This is a genomic window from Psychrobacillus sp. NPDC093180 (assembly GCF_044754065.1).
In the GTDB taxonomy this organism is placed as follows: Bacteria; Bacillota; Bacilli; order Bacillales_A; family Planococcaceae; genus Psychrobacillus.
Genome location: NZ_JBIVOJ010000004.1, coordinates 200318 through 223702, shown reverse-complemented (window position 1 = coordinate 223702; position 23385 = coordinate 200318). Strand labels below are relative to the sequence as shown.

Genomic DNA, 23385 nt, shown 5'->3' with positions numbered 1-23385 from the left:
AGTAATTTAGGAAGCACAGGACGCACTAAAACAACAAAAAGGCCCTTTGACTTTATATCAAAGGACCATTTCTTTAGTTCAATACTTTCTTCTTAGATGCAGCCACTAGTTCGCGGATTTTCTCCAACTCTTTCTGATGAAACGCCTCCACAATCGCGCTTCCAACAATAACTCCATCTACCAAAGCTCCAACTGATTTTACTTGTTCCGGAGTCGAAATTCCGAACCCAGCAAGTACTGGAACTGAACTTATTCTTTTCAATTGATTCAAATGCTTTTCTAAATAGTCATCAAATCCATCTCGAACTCCCGTAATCCCATTAACAGTAACTGCATATATAAAACCTTCCCCAGCAGCAACAATCTTTTCGATACGGTCCGGTGGGCTAGTTAGCGAAACAAGCGGAACAAGCGATACATCTGTTTCTTGAAATGCATCTTTTAGTATTTCGTTTTCTTCCAATGGTACGTCTGGTACGATCAAACCATAAACGCCACTTTTAACACAAGCTTGTGCAAATGCATCGATGCCATAGCTTAAGATAGGATTGATATACGTCATAATAACTAACGGAATCTTCACCTCATCTCGAATTCCTGTTAACTCATCTAAAATAGTTCGCAATGTGACTCCGTTCCGAAGTGCTCGTTCCCCAGCTCGTTGAATTGTCGGACCATCTGCCACTGGATCAGAAAACGGGATACCAACCTCGATTGCGGTAGCCCCTGCTTCTTGTAGGAATAAAATTTGCTCTGTTAACGAACCGTCTCCACCCATAATATAAGGAATAAACGCTTTTTCTCCTTGATTCACTCGAGTTTGTATTGCTTTTGTTAATGTTGTTTTAGTCATTTTGAGCACCTCCAAGCGCCTCGCGAACAGTATGCACATCTTTGTCTCCACGGCCAGATAAACAAATAACAACAATTTCGTCTTCCTCCATGGTTTTAGCCAAGCCTGCCGCATAGTGAATAGCATGTGCACTTTCTAATGCTGGAATAATTCCTTCTGTTTTTGCAAGCAATTGTAGTCCTTCAAGCGCCTCATTGTCAGTTACAGAAGTAAATGTTGCTCGACCTATATCATGCAAATAAGAATGTTCTGGTCCAACAGCGGGATAATCAAGTCCAGCAGAAATCGAATGCGCTTCTTTGATCAATCCATCGTCATCTTGTAACACATACATATACGCCCCATGTAATACGCCTTCTTTTCCACCAGCAATTGCTGCAGCATGCTTTCCAGTTTCAATTCCACTTCCTGCAGCTTCAACACCATATAATGCAACCTTTTCATCATCAATAAAAGGATGGAACATACCGATTGAATTACTACCGCCACCCACACAAGCTACAACTGCATCCGGTAAACGTCCTTCTTTTTCTATTAGTTGTTTTCTTGTTTCCACTCCAATAACACGTTGGAAATCACGCACAATTTTTGGAAATGGATGTGGTCCAAGCGCAGAACCAAGTATATAATGCGTGTCTTCTACATTTGACACCCAGTATCGGAGTGCTTCATTGACAGCATCCTTTAGTGTTCCAGAACCTTGATCGACTGACACGACTTTTGCACCTAGAAGCTCCATTCGGAATACGTTTAGCTCCTGTCTACGAACATCTTCTTTCCCCATAAACACGACACATTCCATATCAAATAAGGCGCAAACAGTTGCAGTAGCCACCCCGTGCTGACCTGCACCAGTTTCTGCTACTATTTTCTTTTTACCCATCCGTTTTGCAAGCAAAGCTTGCCCGATCGTGTTATTAATTTTATGGGCTCCCGTATGGTTCAAATCTTCTCGTTTTAAATAGATTTTTGCTCCACCAACTTGGCGAGTTAAACGTTCCGCAAAATAAAGTGGGGTTTCACGCCCAACATAATCCTTTAAGTAATAATTTACTTCTTCTATAAAAGCGGGATCTATTCTAGCATTCTCATAAGCTGTTTCTAATTCTATCAATGCAGTCATTAATGTTTCTGGAACGAATTGTCCCCCGAATCGTCCATATCTACTCGATGTTGTTTGTACCATTAGCTCATCTCTCCTCATCTTTTGCCTCTTGAATAAACGAACGAATCAATAGCTCATCTTTTCTACCATGTTTTTCTACTCCACTGGATACGTCCACCATATATGGCTTTACTCGCTGTATAGCCTCCCCTACATTTTCTACATTTAGCCCACCAGCTAATATCACTTTTTCTTGTGGAACTTCATGTCCTTGCATTAGCTGCCAATCAAATGTGATCCCACTTCCAGCTTGCGGTGCATCAAATAGAAAGAAGTCCGTTTCATACTGCTTTGCACATTCGACATCTTCTTCAGTTCGAATTGATAAAGCTTTAATAGAAGGATAATTAGCTGATTGAACAAAATCTGCACTTTCATTGCCATGAAATTGAATAAGATCTAAAGGTACTTCATGATAAGCCTTTTCAAGTTCTTCTTTTGTTGGATTTACAAAAACACCAACTTTCAATACAGTAGAAGGAATGTCTTTCGCGAGTTCTCGCGCTTTTTCTACCGTAATTTGCCGCTTACTAGGAGCAAAAACAAAACCAATTGCATCTGTCCCTGCTTCAACCGCAGCTGTGACATGTTCCTTTTCCATTAATCCACAAATTTTCACTTTCGTCATTTCAGAATGCCTCCTAGCTCTACTTGTAGGGACCGAAGTGCACTTTCAACATCGCCACTACGCATAAGCGACTCACCAACAAGCACCCCACGAGCACCTGCTTTTGCAACTCGCTCTGCATCCTCTATATTCCAAATACCACTTTCGCTAATGAGTACTCGCTCTTCATGAAAGGGAAAGATTGAGGCAATTTCTTCCGTGCGTTTTAAATCGACGTCAAAGGTTCGTAAATCTCGGTTATTTACGCCGATTATTTTTGAGCCGAGTTGTAGTGCCTGTTCTAATTCTTCCGCATCATGGACTTCGACTAGCACTTCAAGTCCTAGATTAGTTGCATATTGATAAAGTTCAGCTAGCTCTTTCGTATTTAGTGCTGCAACAATCAAAAGAATGACAGATGCACCTGCATTTTTTGCATGATCAATTTGTACCGGATGGATGATGAAATCTTTGCATAATAAAGGAATAGGCACTGCTTTCGCAACATCGACTAAATCCTCAAAGGAACCTTTGAAAAATGGCGTATCGGTTAAAACAGAAATACAAGCTGCTCCTGCCTCGTAATAGGCTTTTGCTTGCGTCTCAGGATTTACACCTTCTGCAATTAACCCTTTAGAAGGTGATGCACGTTTAATTTCAGAAATGACCTGTAAATATTCACTTCGATATAAACGTTCAAATAAAGAAGGACGCTTCAAGCCACTTTCTACCATTGGAGTTGGTTGCCCTAACATAATCTCTATTTGTTTCTTTTTCTCGACTAGTATTTTATCTAAAATAGTTGCCATCATACTACCTCCTGTTTGCGTGCATTGTTGCTGAACTCGATCACTACTTCTAATTTTGCAAGTGCTTTGCCGGACAAAATACTATCCGCAGCTAGTTTAACTCCCTCTTGAATCGTGCCTGCCATTGCATTTGCATACAAACCTACCCCTGCATTAAATATGACTGTGTCAAAAAATGGGCTACGCTCTCCTTGCAATACGAATCGCATGATTTTCGCATTTTGAACCGCATCTCCACCACGTATTGCCGACACTGGGGCAGCTTTAAGACCAACATCTTCAGGAGTTAAAGTGAAAGGAATTAAATCCCCTTTATCTACTAGCACAAAAGAGTTTTTTCCTGCTAAAGATGCTTCATCCATACCTAGCGCACCACAAACAACCATTGCACGTTTTCTCCCAAGCATTTGCAAAACTGTTGCATACTCCATCGTAAAGTCTGGTCGGTTAATACCTGTATATTGAGTCGCAAGTTCAATTGGGTTGGTTAATGGACCAATCAAATTAAAAATTGTCGGCTTCCCAATTTGTTGTCTCACTTGCCCAATTCGCTTTAATCTCGGATGAACGCTTGGTGCATAAAGAAAAGTAAGCCCTTCTCGTGCAAGTAAATCCACAGATGCTTCCGAAGAAATAGTGGTATCTATACCTAATGCTTCTAATACATCCGAGCTACCTGCGCTACTAGAAATTTTCCGATTTCCATGTTTTGCTACAGATGCGCCAGCTCCTGCTAATACAAAAGCCGAAGTAGTACTTATGTTGAAACTTTTTAAACCATCTCCACCTGTTCCACAGTTATCCATATAATTTCCTACTGGTTCATTCAGTTTTAGCGCAAAGGATTTCATAACAGTAGCAAGTGCAGCCACTTCATTAGCAGTTTCTCCTTTTTTAGATAGCGCTACGAGAAAATCAGCAATTAGTTGTAAATCTGTTGTTTCATCAAACATCAATCGAGATGCTTCTCCCATTTCTTCATATTGTAAGTGTTCATTTTTCTCTACTTTTTCAATAAAATCTCTCATCTCTGGTCTCTCCTCTGCTCAGCTTATTTCTGAAAATAAAAAAAGTCCTCTTCAAAGGAATTCAGAAAGAATTCCTTTGAAGAGGACGGTTTTGACCGCGTTGCCACCTCTTGTTGGAGCGTCACCACTCCCCCTTAATTCCTGTAACGTAGGAAACACGTCTATCTCTAAAACGAATGTTCGCTCTCAAGATAGCTCTCATAAGCCCATTCACACTTGCTACAAATCAGTTCTCACCACCCACTGACTCTCTAAATTGCGCACAAATGCTACTCTTCTTATTCAAATAATTTCTCTGCTATGCTCATCTAATCTCGGCTCAACTGTTCTATGGGCGATGTCGCTCCCGACATCTTCTACCCCTATCCGAACATTTAAGTTACTGTCTATGATAGTAGTAATACTTTTAATTGTCAAACTATTTTTAGCATCATCCACCTAATAATTGAATTTCAGGCTTCATCTAAAAAATAATACTCTACTCCTTCACTAGCGCTACCTACATCTTCACATTTAATTAGTTGTTGCTATATCTATTCTCTATGTATTCAAAAAACGTATCTTGCAGCTGTCCTTCTGTATTAACACCATCCAGCAGTAATTTAGGTTCTAACGAACAACCTTTTAAAGTTGTACTCCCATCAATTACGCCGAGCATGTTTGAAATGGTATCAACCATTGTTTGTTCAATTATCCTCATTAATGTAGCTTTATTCTCCCCATTTAAACTATCATAAAAACCAATAGCTTCTTTCCAAAAATCATCTGTTTTAGAAGTAACTTTCGTCGTTTCATACAAGTTTCTATAGTGTAGAATATTCTCTTTAGCTATAGAATCAAAAAGTGATTTAACAAAAATCTTATTCATTTAATTTCCTCGTTTCTGGATACATTCCTTTGTTTCTAAAGGGATCTTTATTGTTTTTGACACATATATTAACAATTACTGAAGAACTGCTTCAAATGCCTCTTTTAACATAGAATCACCCGTCGCTGGGTCAATAGGTGTGACATTCGATGGATTACTGATATTAGGGGGCTTGGCTACATTTGGATAGTTATATTGCCTTTTAACTTTTCCTCCATCCTTATAACTTGTTTTTTCATATAACCTTTATCTGTTAATTATTTTGATAGCATAGTGTTGTATTATAAATACATGGGGTAGTAGGTACCTTTTAATCTCTTTAACACTTCTTACAGTCTTGAAGGTTTGTTTGTTGCTTGCTTATTAAATCACAAAAACCTTGAAAGGCTTGTAACACTCAAGGTTTAGGAATTTTATTGGTTAGATTATTTATTAGTTTTTAACTAATACTTGAAGTTGAACTATCCTCTATACGAAAACTGTAGTTTCTGCTCATATATTTGCTATTACTCTAAGTCAATATAATATTTATCGTTGTCCATAATCTTCTTTAAAAATTCTTCCAAAGAATCAGCTATTTTTATTTCGTCATAGTAAATTGAATTATGTTTTCCATCCCCTAATTCTATGAGTAACAATGCACTCTCGTTTGCTTCAAAAAAAAGCAACTTATCCTCTTCTAGTTCTTCGTAAACTTCTATATCTGGATAAAATTCAAAATCATTTACTTTTAATCTAGCATCTCTTATAGAAGCTGGACCCATAATACGATTAATATTATAATCAGATTTCCTAAGAAAACCATAACCAACTTCAATAAGAAATTCTCTTAAATCACGAGGGATTTTTAGACCCAATATTGATTCTATTTCTTCAATTTCTTTTTCATTTACTGGGTAAAACTGATTACCATCGTGATTCCTAATGAAATCATATTTCATATATTATTTACCTCCTAATTTAATATATTTATTTACTTCCTTCTATTTTCGTTTGAATTTCAGGTTATTTAACGAAGTGAAATCCACTAAATAGGGCATACAATTTAAAGGTGTTGTACGTACTAAATAATTTGCTTAAACATCATATGGGTCATACAATGTTTATCTGTATACTAAAAATAATTAGCGGTTCATTCGGCACTAGGTAGCCCCTCCAAAAAGAAACCTTGAAAGACAATTTGCCAATCAAGGTTTTACATTACTTTATAAAATCTAATATTGAATTTACACTTTCTTCAAAACGACTTGGGTTTCTTTCTTTAATACTAATTAATTGAGACACAATATATTTCTGAATATCATTATTTAATGTGGGAATGATTTCTTTATAAATATTCCTCGATGGTTCATGATTTAATATCCTTTTGTGAAGTATCTTTAACCATTCCTTAGCATGAGGAAGCATTTTAGGAATAGAATTAGCTAACACTTTCAAAGAAATTTCAGAACTAACAATCTTATCATAAGACTCTATAGCATGAATTAATCCAAACATTACTTCATCATTTTCGGTTAAATCATCAAAGCCTTGACACAATATTTCTATATTATTGACATCCTCCATGTCTAAAATATTTTCTATAGATTTTTCAAATTTTTCTACTTCACTCTCATCTCTTAATAAACGATTATTCTTTAATTCGGTAAGTTCGACTAAAATGTCCAACTTTCCCCACCTCCCTATTGCCTATCAAAAATATTTGGGTACTTCGTTTTATTTAATTTTATTGCTTCCAATAGTCCTGAACGTATCTCTGGAGTGTAAAGTCCTTCTTTTATATAGATATTCCTTGCATCTATAATATCACGAGCTAAAGCGTCACGTGGTTCAAGGTTAAGATAGTCTTCTAATTTCTTACCAGTCATTCCGTATGTTTCAGTTTGACGGTGTCTCCCCCCTTTTCCTGGATGAGGCTGTTCCATATTCATACTTACTCCATCATTTTTATGTACCTCTGCATTTGTTTTCATATATTTTGCAGAAGGCATATGGTGAGGAGTTATATTGTCTCCACGTGTTCCTGCATCAATTAATTCTTCATATGTTCCAACTTTTCCTTCACCTGGTAGTAGAGGATTATCTATACCCTTACCAACATCCCTAGCATTTTCCCCAGCTTTCAATAAATCATGCCCAGCATCAGCTATTTTAGCAGGCTTAATGAACGTAAACGCAGCTACCGCATAAGGAGCCAGTACATCCGGAGTTCCTGATCCGTTTCCACCCAAAACTTTTCTCATACCTTCATAGGTGATCATATAATCACCCGTCGCCGGATCAATCGGTGCATCATTGGATGGACTAGCGATATTAGGCTGCTTAGCTAGTTCTGCGTATAGCGCTTCTAGTTGTTCTTCCTCCGTCATTGCCGGCTTATTTAGTTGGTTTTCCGAAACTGGTTTGTCTGGGATTGAAGCAAATGCTAAAATACTTGGACTCCAGAAAGCATTCGGTTTGTGAATCAATCCATTTAAACCAAACATAATCGGATTCATATTTGCTAAAAACGCACGGAGCATTGTTATTAATTTATATAACCAATCTATTATGTCAGACTACCAATAAAATTTAATAAAAAATATTTTCTTTCATTTTAAACAATTTAATATACACTAAAAAAAACCTTGATAGGCATTTACCCAATCAAGGAATTAAATAGTTAGTTTATATTTTTTTCTAAGCTCCCTTAGAATATTCAGCTTGCAGCTCACAAGTATTAACTCAATTCACCATTATAAACATTTACTTTAGATATTCAGCTTCCCATTTATCTTGTTTTTCAACTGGGCTTATCTCGGAAATATCCTCGTATCCATAATTTATCTTCATTTTACCAGTGTTTTCTAAAATAAAAGTTAGGTTAGTCCATTGTTCCTGTTCTTGCTGCTTAAATTCTTCACGCAGTCCCGAAAAACAATTATACAACTCATTTTCTAGCTCATCAAACTCATCCTCATCAACATTAAACAAATCAGGTATATTAAGACTATATACTGGTTCCCCTCCATTTTCAGGATAATAATAGAAAAAAACTTTTTTATAACCTTCTCTAAACTCAGCGTATAAATAAATTTGATTCCAATCCTCTTGAATTATATTAACTAATTTGTTTGCAATTTGTTGATATGTCTTTTCCATTATTTTAGTTTCCATCTCACTTACCTCCTGGATAATTTGTTAATCTATCTGAATATTTTTTACCATCTATTGTATAGTTGATTTTAAATTCACTTGGTCTAGCCGATTGCGCCTCATATATTGGTTTTATTTTAATAGTTACTTCTTTACCTTCTTCTAAAGCCTTCTTCCATGTATTCTCCAGAGTCTTATACTCACTTCTATTTAACGTAGCATTCATAGGTACTAAGTTGTCAATTTCACCAGAACCTTTAAAAATGCTTGCTATTAAATGGCCACCATCATCATTCGATAGTCTATCGTCGCCTCCAACCGTTCTTTGGGCGTATGGGTTTCGTTTTGCTTTACCCAATTCTAAATTAGCCTCAGCAATCGCAATACGACCATCTTCATCAGTGGTATATTTATACCCTTCGTTTGTTGTATACTCTATATTAGGTTTTAAGGTCTTTTTACGATTAACTTTTGTGTATTGTTCACCATATTTAACATTTCCAGCACTCTTAGTCCCTTTCAACAAATCATGTCCAATATCAGCTACTTTAGCAGGCTTAATAAACGTAAAAGCAGCAGCTTGTAATCGCTCATTTCCTGTCGCATCTGGTCCAAACATCGTAGCAAGATCTTCTGTATAAAAATCAAACGTAGCTACTGCATATGGAGCTAGTCCATCCGGAGTTCCTGTTCCATTTCCACCTAACACTTTTCTCATACCTTCATATGTGAACATATAATCACCCGTCGCTGTGTCAATAGGGGCATCATTGGATGGATTAGCTAAATTAGGGTGCTTGGCAAGTTCTGCATATAACGCTTCTAATTGTTCTTCCTCGGTCATTGTCGGCTTATTTAGTTGGTTATCCGAAACTGGTTTGTCTGGCATTGAAGCAAATGCTAAAATACTTGGACTCCAGAAAGCATTCGGTTTGTGAATCAATCCATTTAAACCAAACATAATCGGATTCATGCTAGCTAAAAATGTACGGAGCATCGTTTCTGGTTGAATATCTAAACCTTTCTTGCCAGATAGAGCTCCCAAAGTTGCTTTTTGAAGTGACAAATCTACCTTCAGTTTGTTTTCAGAAGATATGATTCCCCATCTGTCTGCTTGGAAGTGAATGTCTGTAAGTCCTTCCTTAAATAATCCTTCGATATCTGTTATCCATGATTCCATTGTGTTTAGATCATCTTCAATCGTCCACAAGGCTTTTGTTTGGGTGGCATCGAATTCATGCAGACGCGTTACAGTATCGTCACGTTTTATTTTAGCATCGCGAACGCCCAGCTGTACCCCGCTATCATCGAGATAGGGCAAACCTACAATATCTGCAACTTGATCCATAATACTATTCGTTTCATTTGTTAGAGTTTCCGTCAGTTCGGCAATTTGTTGCAGCCCTTCTTCCACTTCTCCCACTAGAAATTGCTCCAAAATGTAGCCCGCGGGATCTGGTTCAAGTGCATTAAGGGCAGCTTCTATTTGTTTTAAAACAGCCGTGAAACGGTTTTGGAACACTTGAAAAAATTGAAGAAAAGGGATATGGCATTCAGCGTAAAAGGCTCGAATTGCATTTCCGCCTTCCCCTTTTAGCGCTTCCTCCATGGCTACCAGTCCATCTACTGACTTTTGGATTGTTTCTATTTCCTTACCGAGCCTGTCGAGCATCGTAATATTTCGATGGAGTCCATCTTGGAATAAATCCACGTCCAGCACCTTCATAAAGGATGCCTCACTAACTGCCAAGTTGAAATCGTTTTTGCTTGTTTCCATTCATTCCTATTATACAATAAACTTGTGTTGGTAAACATTTCATTCCTCCCTTTAAACTCAAAAAAATTTAAATATTCATTTTTTACGATTATTAGAAGTTAGAAGTTCCATAGATTCATTAAAATGAATCCGAAGAAATATAAGAATATTCCGTAACCATTACTAAAGAATCTATCAAGAAGTTTCTAGCTATGAAAAAAATCACAAACTGCCAAAGAAATTAGCCTTAAAAAACATTAGATAAATATAAAGATTGGCATAAAAAACTGGATATTAGCTATTATTCTAATATCCAGAGCTGAACTAGTTATTTACTGGTATTACCTGTAATGAAATGGTATGACCCGCTATTTTGATTTCTGTTCCTCCGACTACTACTTCCCTAATTAATAAATTTCGCATTAATAAGTTTTGTTCCAACATATGTTTAAAGTTTTCAAAGACAGCTTGTAATTTTTCATCTGCACTTACCGTAATATCCACACGTAAGTCGATGGGAAGATTTAATTGTTTACGATATGCTTGGATAGCTCTGATCAACTCTCTTGCCAATCCTTCTTGTAGGAGTTCATCGGTTAAAGTGATATTTAAAGTAACGGTGTACACTCCATTTGATGCGGAAGCATATCCATCCCTCGCTATTTTTTCAACCTGTACATCTTCTAGTGCTATATTAATTTTTTCGAATTCCATGAAACCAGCTTTCATGAAATGTTGTACTTGCGTTTCACTTAATGATTGAAGCCATGCATTAATGGAATTCGATTGTTTGCCAAACTTGGCTCCGGCTTTTTTGAAATCGAGTTTTACTTTGGTAGAAACAAATTTCCCTTCATTGTCTATCAATTCAAAGTGCTTAACATTCAACTCATCTTTTATAATGTCTTCGTATAAATTCCAGTTAATATCATTATTTGAATCCCTAAGCGAGAGGCCCGCTAATGGTTGTTTTACCTTTAAGGAAGTACTATTTCGCACACTTCTTCCTAACTCAACTACTTGCAGAACTGCTGCCATTTCTTTTTCTAGCTTTTCATTTATTAATCGTTCGTCTGCTTTAGGAAAATTGGATAAATGAACACTTTCACCCGTCAAATTCATATACACATCTTCCGCCACAAAAGGAGTAAATGGCGCTAACAACTGGCTAATCTTGGTTAATACTTCGTTTAGCGTTTTATATGCAGCTGCTTTTTCTGGGTTCATGCCACTAGACCAAAATCTTTCTCTTGATCGTCTTACATACCAATTGCTTACTTGCTCTAACAAATTTGCAATTTCTCTTGCAGCATTTGTAAATTGATAATCGTCTAAACTAGCTCTCACCGCTTTAATGGTGCTATGCAAACGTGATAATATCCAGTCGTCCAACTTATTTTTCTTCGTTTGAATTTCCGCTTTAGGGTTGTAATTATCTAAATTCGTGTATAAGGAATAAAAACTATACACATTGTCTAACGTATCGATCAGTTTAGATTTCGCTTCTTGCACGATACGTTCTGAAAAACGTTTCGTATTCCAAGGTGCACTGTCTACTAATAAAGACCAGCGTAATGCATCTGCTCCATACTTTTGGATTAACTCTACTGGGTCCAATGCATTTCCTTTACTCTTAGACATTTTTTGCCCGTTTTCATCCAAAATATGACCCGTCGATAGTACTCGTTTATAAGGCGCTTTTCCTGTAAATAAAGTGGATACTGCAAGCAAGCTATAAAACCAGCCACGCGTTTGGTCAATTCCTTCTATTACTATATCCGCCGGAAATTGTTTTTCAAATAGCTCTTTATTTTCAAATGGAAAATGATATTGGGCGAATGGCATAGAACCGCTGTCAAACCAAACATCGATGACTTCAGGCGTCCTGATCATCGTCCCACCACAATTGGAACACGAAAGCTTCACATGGTCGACATAAGGTTTATGCAATTCAATATTGTCTAAAGGTTTAATCGAAAGCTGCTTTAATTCTCCGATACTTTTAGGGGCAAATTCATGATTACACATTTCACATTCCCAAACGTTAAGCGGGGTGCCCCAATAACGTTTTCTGCTAATATTCCAATCAACCATTTGCTCTAAAAAGTTGCCGAATCTTCCATGCTTTATATGTTCCGGATACCAGGTAACTCCTTCATTATTTTGAATGAACTGTTCTTTCAAGGCAGTTGTTTGGATAAACCAGCTTTCATTTGCATAATACAAAAGAGGTGAATCGCAACGCCAGCAATGGGGGTAGCTATGTTCGTACTTTTCTTTGCTGAAAAGTAAACCTTGGGCAGCTAGGTAACGAACAATATCTACATCGCAATCTTTGACAAATCGACCTTCAAAACCGATCACGTCCTGCGTATACTTTCCTTTTTCATCCACTACGTTGACAAAAGATAATCCATTTTCTTTTACTACTTTGTAGTCATCTTCCCCATAAGCAGGGGCAATATGAACAATCCCTGTTCCACTCTCTGCGGACACATAGTCAGCAGTCACTACTTTATGTCCATTTTCTACATTTACAAAATCAAATAATGGCGTATATGAAATATCTTTTAATTCGGCGCCAAGATGGACAGAAAGTATTTCATATTCCTCCTTTAATACCGAACTTGCTAATGCTTCCGCTACAATGAAAATGTCTTGCCCTTGTTTCGCACGAACGTATTTTAACGAAGAATGAACTGCTAGTGCTACATTTGCAGGTAAAGTCCAAGGCGTTGTCGTCCATCCAAGAAAGTATTCATTGTCCCGATCCCTTATTTTAAATTTAGCTGTTGCCGACAAATCTTTTACCATCTTATACCCTTGTGACACTTCATGCGAGCTGAGAGAAGTTTGACAGCTAGGACAGTACGGAGATACTCGATGCCCTTTTTGGAGCAATCCTTTTTCATGAATTGTACCGAGTATATTCCATACACTTTCTATATAAGCATTGCTTAACGTTAAATACGGATCATTCATATCCACCCAATAACCAAGACTTTCAGTAAACTCTCTCCATTGTTTTTCATAAACAAAAACACTTTCTTTACATTTTTCAATGAATGCCTCTACTCCATATTTTTCGATATCGCTTTTACCGGAAATTCCTAATTGCTTTTCGACTCCGAGCTCGACCGGTAAACCATGTGTATCCCACCCAGCTTTACGCACTACTTGATGTCCAGTCATGGTTTTATATCTTGCAACGACATCTTTGATCGTACGTCCTAGTGCATGACCAACATGCGGCAAGCCATTGGCAGTTGGAGGACCTTCATAAAACACAAAAGAAGGGCTCCCCTCTCTATTTTCCACGGATTTTTGAAAGATTTCATTTTGCTGCCAATGTCGTCGTACACGTTCTTCCCGCTTTAAAGCAGTTTCTTTTTCCTTTTCCTTCACCATTTGGTATCACTCCTAATTTTGTTAATAAAACATACAAAAAAAACCGTCCCTGTAAAAAGGGACGGGTTTAACCGCGATACCACCCTAATTCTATTGCAACATTTAAGTTCTGCAATAGCACTTAGCCACGTACGATCATACGCGTTCTTTTTAACGGTAGACACCCGGTCTCACTTACTTAAATTCAGCTCGACTTCTCAGAGAGGATTTTCATACATGAACGGAACGCCGGATTTCAGCATACACCGGCTCTCTTTGGAACAGTTTCATCTACTACTTTTTCTCATCAACGAATTTGTATGGTTTTATTATTGAAGAATTTAACACAAGTCTAAATTGTTTGTCAACTTAGTATATGATTTATTTTTTGTTTTGATAGTAAATTAGAAAATCGGTCCATTGATCATTTTCGAAGGAAAATTGTTCTCGTTTACATTCTAGGGAATATTCCGCTTTCTCGGCTAATTTTTTCGAAGGTTCATTGTCTATGTTAATATGCAATTCAATTCGATGAAAATTTAGTTCAGTGAAGAAAACTTTAGTAGCTGCTTTTACACTTTCTACACCATATCCTTTTTTCCAAAACTGATTATGGATCGAATACCCCAACATTGCCCACTGATAATCCATTCTCAGAATTGTGATTAACTCTACTTTCCCTACATTAACCCCATCTTCTTTTCTAAATACTCCTAATATGTACATTTCGTCTTTGGCAGCTGCCTGATGAAACCCTTCAATCCACTGGATAAACCAATCTTTTGTGGAAGTTGTCATATCAGTATATCCATCATCGTATTTGTATTGGGAAGGCAAACGATTGTTAAACCCCTCATACCAGTTAGAATAATCTTCTTTTTGGAATGGCCTTATAATTAGTCTTTCGGTTTCTATGTATAAATTTATTTTTTCCATGTGTTACCCTCCCATTTAAAATAAACATAATATTTCATCACTTCTAAAATATCATACTACTCAATTAAATACTTGATTCTAACGTTACGTTAGGTTTTATAATGAAGATAAGAACAAGAAATGAGGGATAATTTTGTATTCGATCGGAAATTTAGCAAAATTGAGCAACACCACTGTAAGGACCCTTCGCTATTACGATGAAATTGAACTATTAACTCCTTCTCAATTAAGTGAAGGTGGACATCGATATTACGAGGAACAGGACGTCATCAAACTGCAGTATATAAAGATATTGAAGGAAATAGGATTTAGTCTAATAACAATAAGAGAAATGTTAGAACATCAGCATTTAAGTCATAAAGATGCACTTACTATGCAATTAAAAGTATTAGAAATAGAGAAAGAACGTATCGAGGAACAATCTCGCTCTATTCGGTATTTACTTCAACTAAGTGAGTTTGAGGAACTTGCAAATTGGAAGGATGTTTTCGATCGAATTCCTATGAACCCCTCTTCTACCACTACGGAAGTGTATGAGCGTATTTGGAAGAACTATTTTTCAAAAGAGGAAGTTCAATTGTTTAAGGATTTACCTAAAATTGGAGACAATGACGAAACCATACAGGTCTATATTTCCTTAATAAATGATATTAGACAGAATCTCCATATCGATATTACCAGTTCAAAAGCACAAGATTTGGCAAGCAGATGGATTGAATTACTTGAAAAAGACTTTAAAGGGGATTTTCAACTAGCTGAAAAAGTTTGGAATAAGCAAAAAGAAGTGAAAGATGGTCTTGGTTTTTATCAATTTGATCCAGCTATTGTAGACTTTATAGAAAAGGCAATTGCACATTATTTTACGGTAAATGCCAAAGGACAATAGGATGAAAACAAATTATATCTTAGTAGAGTTAATTGTATATTTAGGACTACCTTATGTCATTTGGACCCATGGGAGAAGTTTTATCGGTGATTATTATGCGATGTTATTATCTACAATTCCTGCAATCGTCTACACTATTTATCGTTTTATGAAGGACCGCCAATTTAATATGATTGGGGTTTTCATCATTTCTTCCCTTTTACTTAGCTCCCTGCTTGATTTACTTGCAGGATCTGCTATTCAGATGCTATGGAATTCTGTCTTTCTGAGCTATGGATTTACTTTAATTTATATTATTTCCATGTTAATTAAAAAACCAATAGCAATATATCTTGCAGTAGAATTCATGCACCTGCAAGGATATCCGCGAGAAAAAAGTAAAAAGCTATATTTTATAAAGGAGAATGTGAAATTATTTCAGTTGGTTACTGCCATTTTTGTTATTCGTGGGCTTGTCATGAACACCATTATGGTCTGGCTAATTATTAATCATGGTGCAGATGCGTTTATGCATTTAATTATAGTTAGAAAGTCATTAGGTTATGTGTTTTCAGGGCTAATATTTATCGCGTTTTTATTTGCTGGGAATAAAGCAATGCAAGTAATGAAGGAAACGGGCAGGGACTGGATAAAAAAGGTACCAGGTTCAAAAACAATTCAGAATTAAATGAGAACCTGGCACCCAAAAGAAAATTTAACTATTTTGCTCTAAGCATTGATAAACGGACATCATATCATGCTTATTTAATTCACGAATACGATGGAAGATCGGAATATCCCCGACTGCTTTTGTATAAAAGTCAGCAGCAACGACGTCCCTTACTTTACCAATGAGCCATGTTTCGACAGGGATGCCTTCGACCACTTCCTGAAGTCCTTCCGCATTGATGCCACTGGCATTACAGCTTACGCATGGTATTGTCAATTTAAATACGCCATCATGGAGGTTTTCTTCTGTGATGGCTTTCTTTCCTTTACAAAATGGACAGGGCTGGCTTTTTTTAATTTTATTAATTTGGGTAACTAATTTTTTATAACCAAATGCTTCATACACATATGTCAGTTTCTTGTATTTTCCATTGGTGAAATACTTATCTATGATTGTTTCTCTTGTTTCATTAATGGTAGGAAAATCGCAGATGGTCACTTGATTATTTTTACTGATGGATTCGATATTTTCTTTAATTGTGTCCCAGAATGGCAAGACATTTTGTAAAACTATCTCATAGCCTGTAAAACTTGCTAGCTCAAGCTCTAGTATTTTCAACGCGACTTGTGTTTCCCTAGGAAGAAATGAGACGTCTTCAGTTAATGTTGTATCCCCGCCAACTATAGTTTTCAACTTTTCCAGTTCTGGTAAGTTCCCTACTGTTTTTATCACTTCATCAAGTGGTTGCTGAATAATCTCTCGGATATCCGTGTCACCGAATGGGAGTTTTTTATGATGGTTTAACACGGTGCCATGACAAATCGGACAGGTGATTTTTTCTTTAGAATCTTTCATTTGCTCTTTAATCATGGATTTTGAAATGACCATATACATGCCAAGAATCGTATTAAAGCCTACCCACGTTCTACGCGCCTTGCCTTTCTTGTCATAAAAAGACTTTTCAAAATACCCATACCAAAATGTATGCTTTTCATCCTCCGACATTTCATTATAGCTTTTTGTCAGATCATGACCGAGCTCATTTTTTAATTCTTCAAATATAAATTCTAACTTAGCGTATTGATAGTATTTTAATACTTCCATCACTTCTGGATATAATAATCCATCCCAAAATGGAACATTTTTGTCCTGTATCACAAGCTCTTTATCAAATATTTCAATCACAAGACGTCCCGAGCAAGATGGGCAATGATTGTCCGTAGTAAAGAAATCAAAGCTTTTCGTATCTTTATTCGTCGGATGCGATGCCACGATATGATTGATCAGACCGCCAATTTCATAAAGAAAACTATATTGGCTATATAAATGTCTTTCAAGGTCAATAGCAATGACAGGTGCTATTTTATTGGATTCGTATTCACTATAAATCAAACGAGCCATGGAGGATAAACTTTTTAAAATACCACCCTTATAGATATTTTCTGCGTTTTTGAAATAATCGATAGGCTGCTCTTCCAAATAATGAATACCCGTTTGTTGCTTTAGTTTGGAAGAAATAGGTGAAGGAGTAGTGTCCTCCACTCGATTATGATGTCGATAATAATCATCATGACTAACAACTTCTAGATGCTTCACAGGTGCAAGCTGTCTTTTACCAAAATCAACGATAAAATCAGCGTTCTCCATCATATAGGCATTATGTTCAATCATCAATATAGAGACCGATTCATCTTGTAAAATTTCCCTGACACTATCAATGAATTGGTTTAAAATATTTTGAGATAACCCTTTTGATGGCTCGTCAAATATAAAAAGTGTATGAGGATTTCTCGAGTTAGCAAACAGCTCCGAAACTAAATGTACACATTGAAATTCACCAGTCGATAAGGTTTGTGTTTTTCTATTTAAAGTCAAATAACCGAGGCCCAGCTTGATCAGTAAGCTTAATCGTTTATAGGCGATATCTTCACTTGGCAATTCATCAATAATATCTTCAATCGAACGCTCGAAAATATCATCCATATCCTCCTGGTATTTGGTGAGTTTCTTTTTTATATCTAGAAAAGTGGCCACGGTTGACCGACTTGTAATCGATTGGTTTCGATCTTGGCCTACCATTACTAGCTTATCTTTTGGATATCGATTCAGAAAATCTTTAGCTATACACTCATTCACTAGAGTAGATTTTCCGCATCCCGACTCCCCTGTAAAGGTTACCAGTCTATTTTTCGGTATTTGAAACTCCGCTATTTGAATATTCCGGCAGTATAAATCATGAAATTGATAGTAATCTGTCGGTTCTTCTGTATTTCTTTTTATATGGACTGGTTTTGGACGTGGTGATTCTTCTACAATTTTGCCACCATACTTACCACTGCCTGGACCAAAGAACAATTGCTCATCTGTTAAATCAAGCACTGTGTCAGAATGATCAATGAGCCAAATTTGATTCATATAGCCGAGTTGTGTGATCTCTTCTAAAATTTTGAGTAATGTGTGATGGTCGAGACCCACGGATATTTCATCAATTATAATAACCGTATTTTCACTTGTGGCCATAAATTCAGCCAAGTAAAGACGTGTTAATTCTCCACCTGACAATGTGCCCATAATTCGATTTAACGTTAAATACCCGATATTCATATTAATAATGTTTTGAAGAATATTTTGCTTTCCTTCGCTTAAGTTTAAAACTTCTGCTTGTGAAAGGATGGACTCAATACTTAGGTTGTTGATATCGGAAATATTATGTAATTTATCGAATAATTCCATTGTATATTGGAGGACTTCTTCGTTATATCGTGTGCTTTCACATGCTGGGCATTCGACGTTTTTGGTATTACCGCGTCCTTTACATTTTGGGCACCAGCCTAATTCATTATTGAACGAAAACACTTCTGGAGAAAGATTAAATTTTTGGGCAAGACACTCGCGAACTTCTGTAAAAACGCCTGTATGAGTGCCAATAGTTGAACGTGGATTGGAAGAAATAGAGGATCTTCCGAGAAAAAGTACTAATGGCATTTCCTCCATCTTAATAGCGCTGAAATTAGTTTCCATAATGTTGGGAAACAAATATTGATATTCAGCTTTTGGTAATAGGGAAACGAGACGTTTTTTAGATTCTTCCCCAACGGTTTGACAAAATGTTGTTTTACCAGAGCCAGACAAGCCTGCAATTCCTAACGATTTATCTGTTGGTAATTCTGCGTCTAACTTATTTATATTGTTCGCAATTAGTTGATTTACTTTCATAGTTTTCTCCTCTCTATTCGCTAAATTTAGTGTTGCCACATCAGTAAAATTTCAATTGAAAAGCTGAAAAATAAGAAGAGCGCCTTTCTTGTTTCAGAAATGCGCCTTTATAAACATTAATAAGGGCACAATTTTTACTGCAGAATGGAACCCTTATTTGGATGAATGGTTTATATATATAACGATTAAGATAATCTAAAAGGTTGGATTTTAAAGGATGATGATAATATTGTTACTGTTCTATTAAAACTTTTTCTAGCTTTTCGCCCATTTGCATCCAACTATATTTAGCTCCCTCGATTGCTCCCTGACGAGCTTTTGTTTCTTCACTGAAGCCAGTTTGATCGAAATGTAGATGAGTAGTACCATCCGTATTTTTTGTCAAAGTCCATGTAACAGTAGTACTTTCTCCAGCACTTTCCCATGTATACGAAAGCAAATTTGGCTCATCCACTACTAATACTTCGCTATTTACAATTCCATCCCACCATTCATTTGGCTCAGCTCGGAATTGAAATTTGTGTCCAACAACAGGTTTGAAGTCATTTTTCCATATCCATTTTGCAAGTGTCTCCGAATCTGTTAAGGCATTCCACACTTGCTCAATTGAACTTGTAAATTGAAAATCTAATGATACATCTGGTTTCATGTTTTGTTCCTCCAATAATAGATTTAGTTTAACCATTCTTTCTTTCCAAAAGCCTTCATAAAAAGATACCCAATCCTGAATTTCCCTTAAGGGAGCTGCATTAAGTCGATACCTCGTTTCTCTTCCGACCTTCCGAGCAATAACTAGATTCGCGTCTTTAAGAATAGTTAAATGCTTAGAAACGGCAGTACGACCCATTTCAAAATGAATCGTTATTTCATATAGAGGTAATTCTTCCACATTTGCTAACATTTGAAGTATTTTTCGTCTTGTTGGATCAGCGACAGCTTCATAAACGTCCCGCGATTGACTTTTTTCGTCCATTATCCCTCCCACCTTTTTATAATTATTACCTGTAATGTCATAGATTAACCACTTGATAACCGAATAGGACACCTTTTGTTGTCTTAAAATCAGTATAGGACACCAAATAGTGACATGTCAAGTTACATCATTATTCCATTGCCTTATCCTTTGATCAGGCGGAAACATCATTCAACTCGCTATGTTATATCTCTATTGCTTTTCTTAACCAATAAAAAAAGCTCCCTTATACAATAGTTGTAAAAGGGAGCAAGTTTATTATACGTATTGTTTCATCCACTCTTGGAAGTTTCCGATTACTACATCTAAGAATTTGATTGTCGCTTCGTCTGTCAAATTACCTTCCGCGTCAAATTTCTCATGTGCAGCGCCAACATATACTTCGTTCATTGGTAATAGTGGTGAATTTAAGCCACTTGCGAATAAAATATCACGTAAGTGCATTTGTGCTTTTACTGTTCCTAAGACGCCCATAGAAGCACCCATAATGATGGATGGTTTGCCGTTCATCACTTTGTCCACACGGCTCAACCAGTCAATAGCATTCCCGAGCACACCTGGAATTGATGAATTATATTCAGGTGTTACCCAAAGGACTGCATCTGCCTCTTTTACTTTAGCTTTAAAATCAAGGACAGCTTGTGGTGCCTCCAATTCGATATCTTGATCATACATTGGTAGATCACGTAAGCTTAATATTTCAAGCTCAAATTGATCTGCATAACGTTTTTGTACATGCTGTGCTAACTTTAAATTGAATGATTCTTTTCGAATACTTCCAACGATTGCTACTACTTTCATATTTGTTTCCTCCTGATGTCCATTAGACGAAAATTTGTTATAAAATAGTTGTTTTACTTTAATAAAATACAAACAACATTTTTATTTTATACTATGTCCCTTCATTTCAAAAATTATTTGCTCAATACTGAACGAAGTTGTCTCTAGCGCAACTTTCGACTGTGGTCATTAATCTATCAGATTGGATAGACATATTGCATTTCCCAATTAGTTATCCCCTTCAAAGTGAAACACATGCATTTTTTCATACAAAAAAAGATACTCATCAGCCTATTTAGAGCTGACGAGTATTGGCATCCTATATTAAATTAAACTTTATCCCGCATTAACACGTCCTGTGCGTCGAAAAACCCCCACTGATTGAAGTTTCTCTTTATAAAAAGGAAGTGTGATCGATAGATGTAGGTCTAGGAACTTCGTCTTCTGCAAGATTAATAGCGGATGTTGTAAAACTCAAGGACAAGATCAAGGCGAAAGATAACCATATAAATACGTTTTTCTTTTTCACTTTATAAATCCTCCCAATTCGTTATAAAATTTTGTTTGTATAGCATTTGAATAGCTTGTTGATAATATAAATTTGCTGCCTTAAACTTACTTTCTTTAAAGTAGTAATTCGCTAGTAGAATGGAATACTTTTGAACATGCCGGTCGTCATGAATTAATTTAAAATAGTCAATCCCTCTCTTTAATACCACTTCCAAGTCATCAGTTGAAGAGTAACAAGCTCTATAAATGTCTAAATGACAATAATAGGATCGATTTTCTATACTGAATTTATTCTCCAAGTTCTCGATGACTTCAAAGCCTTTCTTGCACCAACTAAGAACCTCCACATGGTTATTTTGCTTGGAATATTCCTTGATGATGGAAAGAATAGATATTAAATATCCTTCCGCGTTATCATTTTCTTCTTTACTTTTCAAACTTAGCTTATAATACTCAATTGCCTTCTCTTGATTTGCTTGAACTGCATATAATGAACCTATATTTTGATAAATCATCCCTTCATAATGTACAACTTTATAGTCTATCACCAGCTTTTTGGCTAGATTATAATTTTTCTCTGCTTCCTCGTATCTTCTCATTTTTTTATGAGCAACCCCCATAACGATATAACTATCAATAGCTCTTTCGAATAGAAGATTGTCTTTATAGTAGCCTAATGATTTTGAAGCGTGATTAATGGTGTTAAAAAATTGATTGCATTTAAAATAAATCAAGCTGAGTACATTGTGAAAATCTGCTATTTCCCATTCTTCATTGGATACATTATTTACAAACTTCACGGAGCTCTCTAACCTGTTTAACGCTTTATAATAGTCGCCATTTAAGTAATAATACAGACCTACATTTAAATTTCCTAAAAATCTTTGTTTCTCATCAAAATCATTTTCTGATTTTATGATTACATCAAATACGGATTGTAAAACCTCTGTCTTTTCGTTCAATATCAACATTAATCGAAACATATACAGGTTGTAAGTATAGAAATTTTCTAGTTGCAAAAAGTAACTATTTCCAATAGAGTACTTCTCCAGTATTTCTCTAATCCATTTCTTATCCCTCTGCATGATCGCTTTCTTATATTCCTCGTAAAAAGCTTCAATGAACTTCTTTTCCTCTTCGCTTGGTAATTTTTCTATTTCCAGGTTTAGCCTTTTCAGCAGGGAAGTGATCACTTCCTCGCTGGGAACAGTGGAATTATTCTCGATCTTACTGAGATAGGAAGTAGAACAGATCCCTTTTGCCAATACTGACTGCTTGATTTGTTGGTTTAATCTCTCTTGCTTGATGGTATAACCTATACTACTCATTTTCCCCACCCCTTTGCACTTAGTACATGTATTAGTTCTTTATGAAAAGTAAGAAACCTTTAACAATCGCTCGACCTATTACGACAATAAGCATAGAAAAGGGTTTAGTGCGGTGATGAACAAGTTTAATATATAGATATGTCTGCCATCCAAAAAATATTATATACTATTAAAATTTCCTTCTTTCACGAAATCGGAAGAATTTCAATAAAAATAAATATAAGTAATAAATGATATTTCCCAACTTATTTTTGTTCTAAAAACGGGTATTTTTTAGTAGTATTTAGGAAAGAACAATTACTTTTTACTAAATATTACTTCTTCTTTATTATACCACATAGAGCATAAAGTCCTGACTAAATTATAAATATTTTTAGAAAAAGGTTGTTAAAAATAAAGAGAAATCCCCTTTATAGGACAAGATATATCTTACCCGGGATACAACACATTATTTTTCACACGCCAAATCAGAACGAAGATTCTTATTTGTGAAGGAGTG

The 23385-nt window shown here is 36.1% G+C and carries 20 protein-coding genes, 1 pseudogene and 2 other annotated features; of the genes and pseudogenes, 2 read left to right on the top strand and 19 right to left on the bottom strand.

All coding sequences use genetic code 11. The annotated features are described in order from the left end of the window. Positions 1-73: 73 nt before the first annotated feature. From trpA to ACIP9W_RS08160, 13 genes are all read right to left on the bottom strand, one after another. Positions 74-853: a tryptophan synthase subunit alpha gene (trpA, locus tag ACIP9W_RS08220; RefSeq protein ID WP_400788044.1), complete on the bottom strand. Its 780-nt coding sequence runs from the start codon at positions 851-853 to the stop codon at positions 74-76. Further along, complete coding sequence (gene trpB, locus ACIP9W_RS08215; protein ID WP_400788042.1) at positions 846-2039, bottom strand: tryptophan synthase subunit beta; 1194 nt, start codon at positions 2037-2039, stop codon at positions 846-848. The genes trpA and trpB overlap by 8 nt, the downstream gene beginning before the upstream one ends. 4 nt (positions 2040-2043) lie before the next feature. Continuing rightward, complete coding sequence (locus ACIP9W_RS08210; protein WP_400788040.1) at positions 2044-2646, bottom strand: phosphoribosylanthranilate isomerase; 603 nt, start codon at positions 2644-2646, stop codon at positions 2044-2046. Then, complete coding sequence (gene trpC / locus ACIP9W_RS08205) at positions 2643-3437, bottom strand: indole-3-glycerol phosphate synthase TrpC (protein ID WP_400788038.1); 795 nt, start codon at positions 3435-3437, stop codon at positions 2643-2645. The genes ACIP9W_RS08210 and trpC overlap by 4 nt, the downstream gene beginning before the upstream one ends. Beyond that, a complete protein-coding gene (trpD, locus tag ACIP9W_RS08200) occupies positions 3434-4462 on the bottom strand; it encodes an anthranilate phosphoribosyltransferase (RefSeq protein WP_400788036.1) in 1029 nt (342 codons plus the stop codon). Before trpD ends, trpC begins: the two co-directional genes overlap by 4 nt. Before the next feature lie 78 nt (positions 4463-4540). Next, positions 4541-4757, bottom strand: a binding site (T-box leader). Between the two features lie 222 nt (positions 4758-4979). Beyond that, positions 4980-5330 (bottom strand): transposase, encoded by a 351-nt coding sequence (locus tag ACIP9W_RS08195; protein WP_400788034.1) that lies wholly within the window; start codon positions 5328-5330, stop codon positions 4980-4982. Between the two features lie 506 nt (positions 5331-5836). After that, positions 5837-6271 carry an SMI1/KNR4 family protein gene (locus ACIP9W_RS08190; RefSeq protein ID WP_400788032.1) on the bottom strand — a complete coding sequence of 145 codons (435 nt, stop codon included), beginning with the start codon at positions 6269-6271 and terminating at the stop codon, positions 5837-5839. Between the two features lie 259 nt (positions 6272-6530). After that, the gene (locus ACIP9W_RS08185; protein ID WP_400788029.1) at positions 6531-6998 is read right to left on the bottom strand and encodes an Imm30 family immunity protein; all 468 of its coding nucleotides are present in this window, start codon (positions 6996-6998) and stop codon (positions 6531-6533) included. Positions 6999-7012: 14 nt separating this feature from the next. After that, positions 7013-7816 (bottom strand): hypothetical protein, encoded by an 804-nt coding sequence (locus ACIP9W_RS08180; RefSeq protein ID WP_400788027.1) that lies wholly within the window; start codon positions 7814-7816, stop codon positions 7013-7015. A gap of 259 nt (positions 7817-8075) precedes the next feature. Further along, a complete protein-coding gene (locus tag ACIP9W_RS08175) occupies positions 8076-8486 on the bottom strand; it encodes an immunity protein YezG family protein (protein WP_400788025.1) in 411 nt (136 codons plus the stop codon). Between the two features lies 1 nt (position 8487). Continuing rightward, the gene (locus ACIP9W_RS08170; protein WP_400788023.1) at positions 8488-10242 is read right to left on the bottom strand and encodes a T7SS effector LXG polymorphic toxin; all 1755 of its coding nucleotides are present in this window, start codon (positions 10240-10242) and stop codon (positions 8488-8490) included. A 303-nt stretch (positions 10243-10545) separates the two neighbouring features. Further along, positions 10546-13629 carry an isoleucine--tRNA ligase gene (gene ileS, locus ACIP9W_RS08165; RefSeq protein ID WP_400788021.1) on the bottom strand — a complete coding sequence of 1028 codons (3084 nt, stop codon included), beginning with the start codon at positions 13627-13629 and terminating at the stop codon, positions 10546-10548. 54 nt (positions 13630-13683) lie between these two features. Further along, positions 13684-13928: a binding site (T-box leader), on the bottom strand. A 61-nt stretch (positions 13929-13989) separates the two neighbouring features. Then, positions 13990-14544, bottom strand: a complete 555-nt coding sequence (locus ACIP9W_RS08160) for a GNAT family N-acetyltransferase (RefSeq protein WP_400788019.1) — start codon at positions 14542-14544, stop codon at positions 13990-13992. A gap of 133 nt (positions 14545-14677) precedes the next feature. On the opposite strand from ACIP9W_RS08160, the gene ACIP9W_RS08155 reads away from it, so the two are divergent. Both ACIP9W_RS08155 and ACIP9W_RS08150 read left to right on the top strand, forming a co-directional pair. Further along, complete coding sequence (locus tag ACIP9W_RS08155; RefSeq protein ID WP_400788017.1) at positions 14678-15430, top strand: MerR family transcriptional regulator; 753 nt, start codon at positions 14678-14680, stop codon at positions 15428-15430. Position 15431: 1 nt separating this feature from the next. Continuing rightward, positions 15432-16097 carry a VC0807 family protein gene (locus ACIP9W_RS08150; RefSeq protein WP_400788015.1) on the top strand — a complete coding sequence of 222 codons (666 nt, stop codon included), beginning with the start codon at positions 15432-15434 and terminating at the stop codon, positions 16095-16097. A gap of 27 nt (positions 16098-16124) precedes the next feature. Here ACIP9W_RS08150 and ACIP9W_RS08145 read toward each other — a convergent pair whose 3' ends face one another. From ACIP9W_RS08145 to ACIP9W_RS08120, 6 genes and pseudogenes are all read right to left on the bottom strand, one after another. Beyond that, on the bottom strand, positions 16125-19295 hold the full coding sequence (locus tag ACIP9W_RS08145) for an ATP-binding cassette domain-containing protein (RefSeq protein WP_400788013.1): 3171 nt from the start codon (positions 19293-19295) through the stop codon (positions 16125-16127). Positions 19296-19527: 232 nt separating this feature from the next. Further along, complete coding sequence (locus tag ACIP9W_RS08140; protein WP_400788207.1) at positions 19528-19944, bottom strand: SRPBCC family protein; 417 nt, start codon at positions 19942-19944, stop codon at positions 19528-19530. 138 nt (positions 19945-20082) lie between these two features. Further along, a pseudogene (locus ACIP9W_RS08135) lies at positions 20083-20196 on the bottom strand (ArsR family transcriptional regulator); the annotation flags it as partial. A gap of 330 nt (positions 20197-20526) precedes the next feature. After that, entirely contained in the window at positions 20527-21069 is a 543-nt protein-coding gene (locus tag ACIP9W_RS08130) for an NADPH-dependent FMN reductase (protein ID WP_142537010.1), read from the bottom strand. A gap of 373 nt (positions 21070-21442) precedes the next feature. Continuing rightward, positions 21443-21577, bottom strand: coding sequence for a hypothetical protein (locus tag ACIP9W_RS08125; RefSeq protein WP_400788011.1), 135 nt, complete (start codon positions 21575-21577; stop codon positions 21443-21445). A gap of 1 nt (position 21578) precedes the next feature. Then, on the bottom strand, positions 21579-22886 hold the full coding sequence (locus ACIP9W_RS08120) for a helix-turn-helix domain-containing protein (protein WP_400788009.1): 1308 nt from the start codon (positions 22884-22886) through the stop codon (positions 21579-21581). Between the last annotated feature and the right edge of the window lie 499 nt (positions 22887-23385).

Bases quoted from the DNA above. Each gene is read 5' to 3' on its own strand.
- trpC (WP_400788038.1), bottom strand. From the start codon at position 3,437: ATGATGGCAACTATTTTAGATAAAATACTAGTCGAGAAAAAGAAACAA.
- ACIP9W_RS08160 (WP_400788019.1), bottom strand. From the start codon at position 14,544: ATGGAAAAAATAAATTTATACATAGAAACCGAAAGACTAATTATAAGG.
- ACIP9W_RS08210 (WP_400788040.1), bottom strand. From the start codon at position 2,646: ATGACGAAAGTGAAAATTTGTGGATTAATGGAAAAGGAACATGTCACA.
- trpA (WP_400788044.1), bottom strand. From the start codon at position 853: ATGACTAAAACAACATTAACAAAAGCAATACAAACTCGAGTGAATCAA.
- ACIP9W_RS08195 (WP_400788034.1), bottom strand. From the start codon at position 5,330: ATGAATAAGATTTTTGTTAAATCACTTTTTGATTCTATAGCTAAAGAG.
- ACIP9W_RS08120 (WP_400788009.1), bottom strand. From the start codon at position 22,886: ATGAGTAGTATAGGTTATACCATCAAGCAAGAGAGATTAAACCAACAA.
- ACIP9W_RS08180 (WP_400788027.1), bottom strand. From the start codon at position 7,816: ATGTTTGGTTTAAATGGATTGATTCACAAACCGAATGCTTTCTGGAGT.
- ACIP9W_RS08130 (WP_142537010.1), bottom strand. From the start codon at position 21,069: ATGAAAGTAGTAGCAATCGTTGGAAGTATTCGAAAAGAATCATTCAAT.
- ACIP9W_RS08170 (WP_400788023.1), bottom strand. From the start codon at position 10,242: ATGGAAACAAGCAAAAACGATTTCAACTTGGCAGTTAGTGAGGCATCC.
- ACIP9W_RS08150 (WP_400788015.1), top strand. From the start codon at position 15,432: ATGAAAACAAATTATATCTTAGTAGAGTTAATTGTATATTTAGGACTA.
- ACIP9W_RS08140 (WP_400788207.1), bottom strand. From the start codon at position 19,944: ATGAAACCAGATGTATCATTAGATTTTCAATTTACAAGTTCAATTGAG.
- ACIP9W_RS08145 (WP_400788013.1), bottom strand. From the start codon at position 19,295: ATGAAAGTAAATCAACTAATTGCGAACAATATAAATAAGTTAGACGCA.
- ACIP9W_RS08175 (WP_400788025.1), bottom strand. From the start codon at position 8,486: ATGGAAACTAAAATAATGGAAAAGACATATCAACAAATTGCAAACAAA.
- ileS (WP_400788021.1), bottom strand. From the start codon at position 13,629: ATGGTGAAGGAAAAGGAAAAAGAAACTGCTTTAAAGCGGGAAGAACGT.
- ACIP9W_RS08190 (WP_400788032.1), bottom strand. From the start codon at position 6,271: ATGAAATATGATTTCATTAGGAATCACGATGGTAATCAGTTTTACCCA.
- trpD (WP_400788036.1), bottom strand. From the start codon at position 4,462: ATGAGAGATTTTATTGAAAAAGTAGAGAAAAATGAACACTTACAATAT.
- trpB (WP_400788042.1), bottom strand. From the start codon at position 2,039: ATGGTACAAACAACATCGAGTAGATATGGACGATTCGGGGGACAATTC.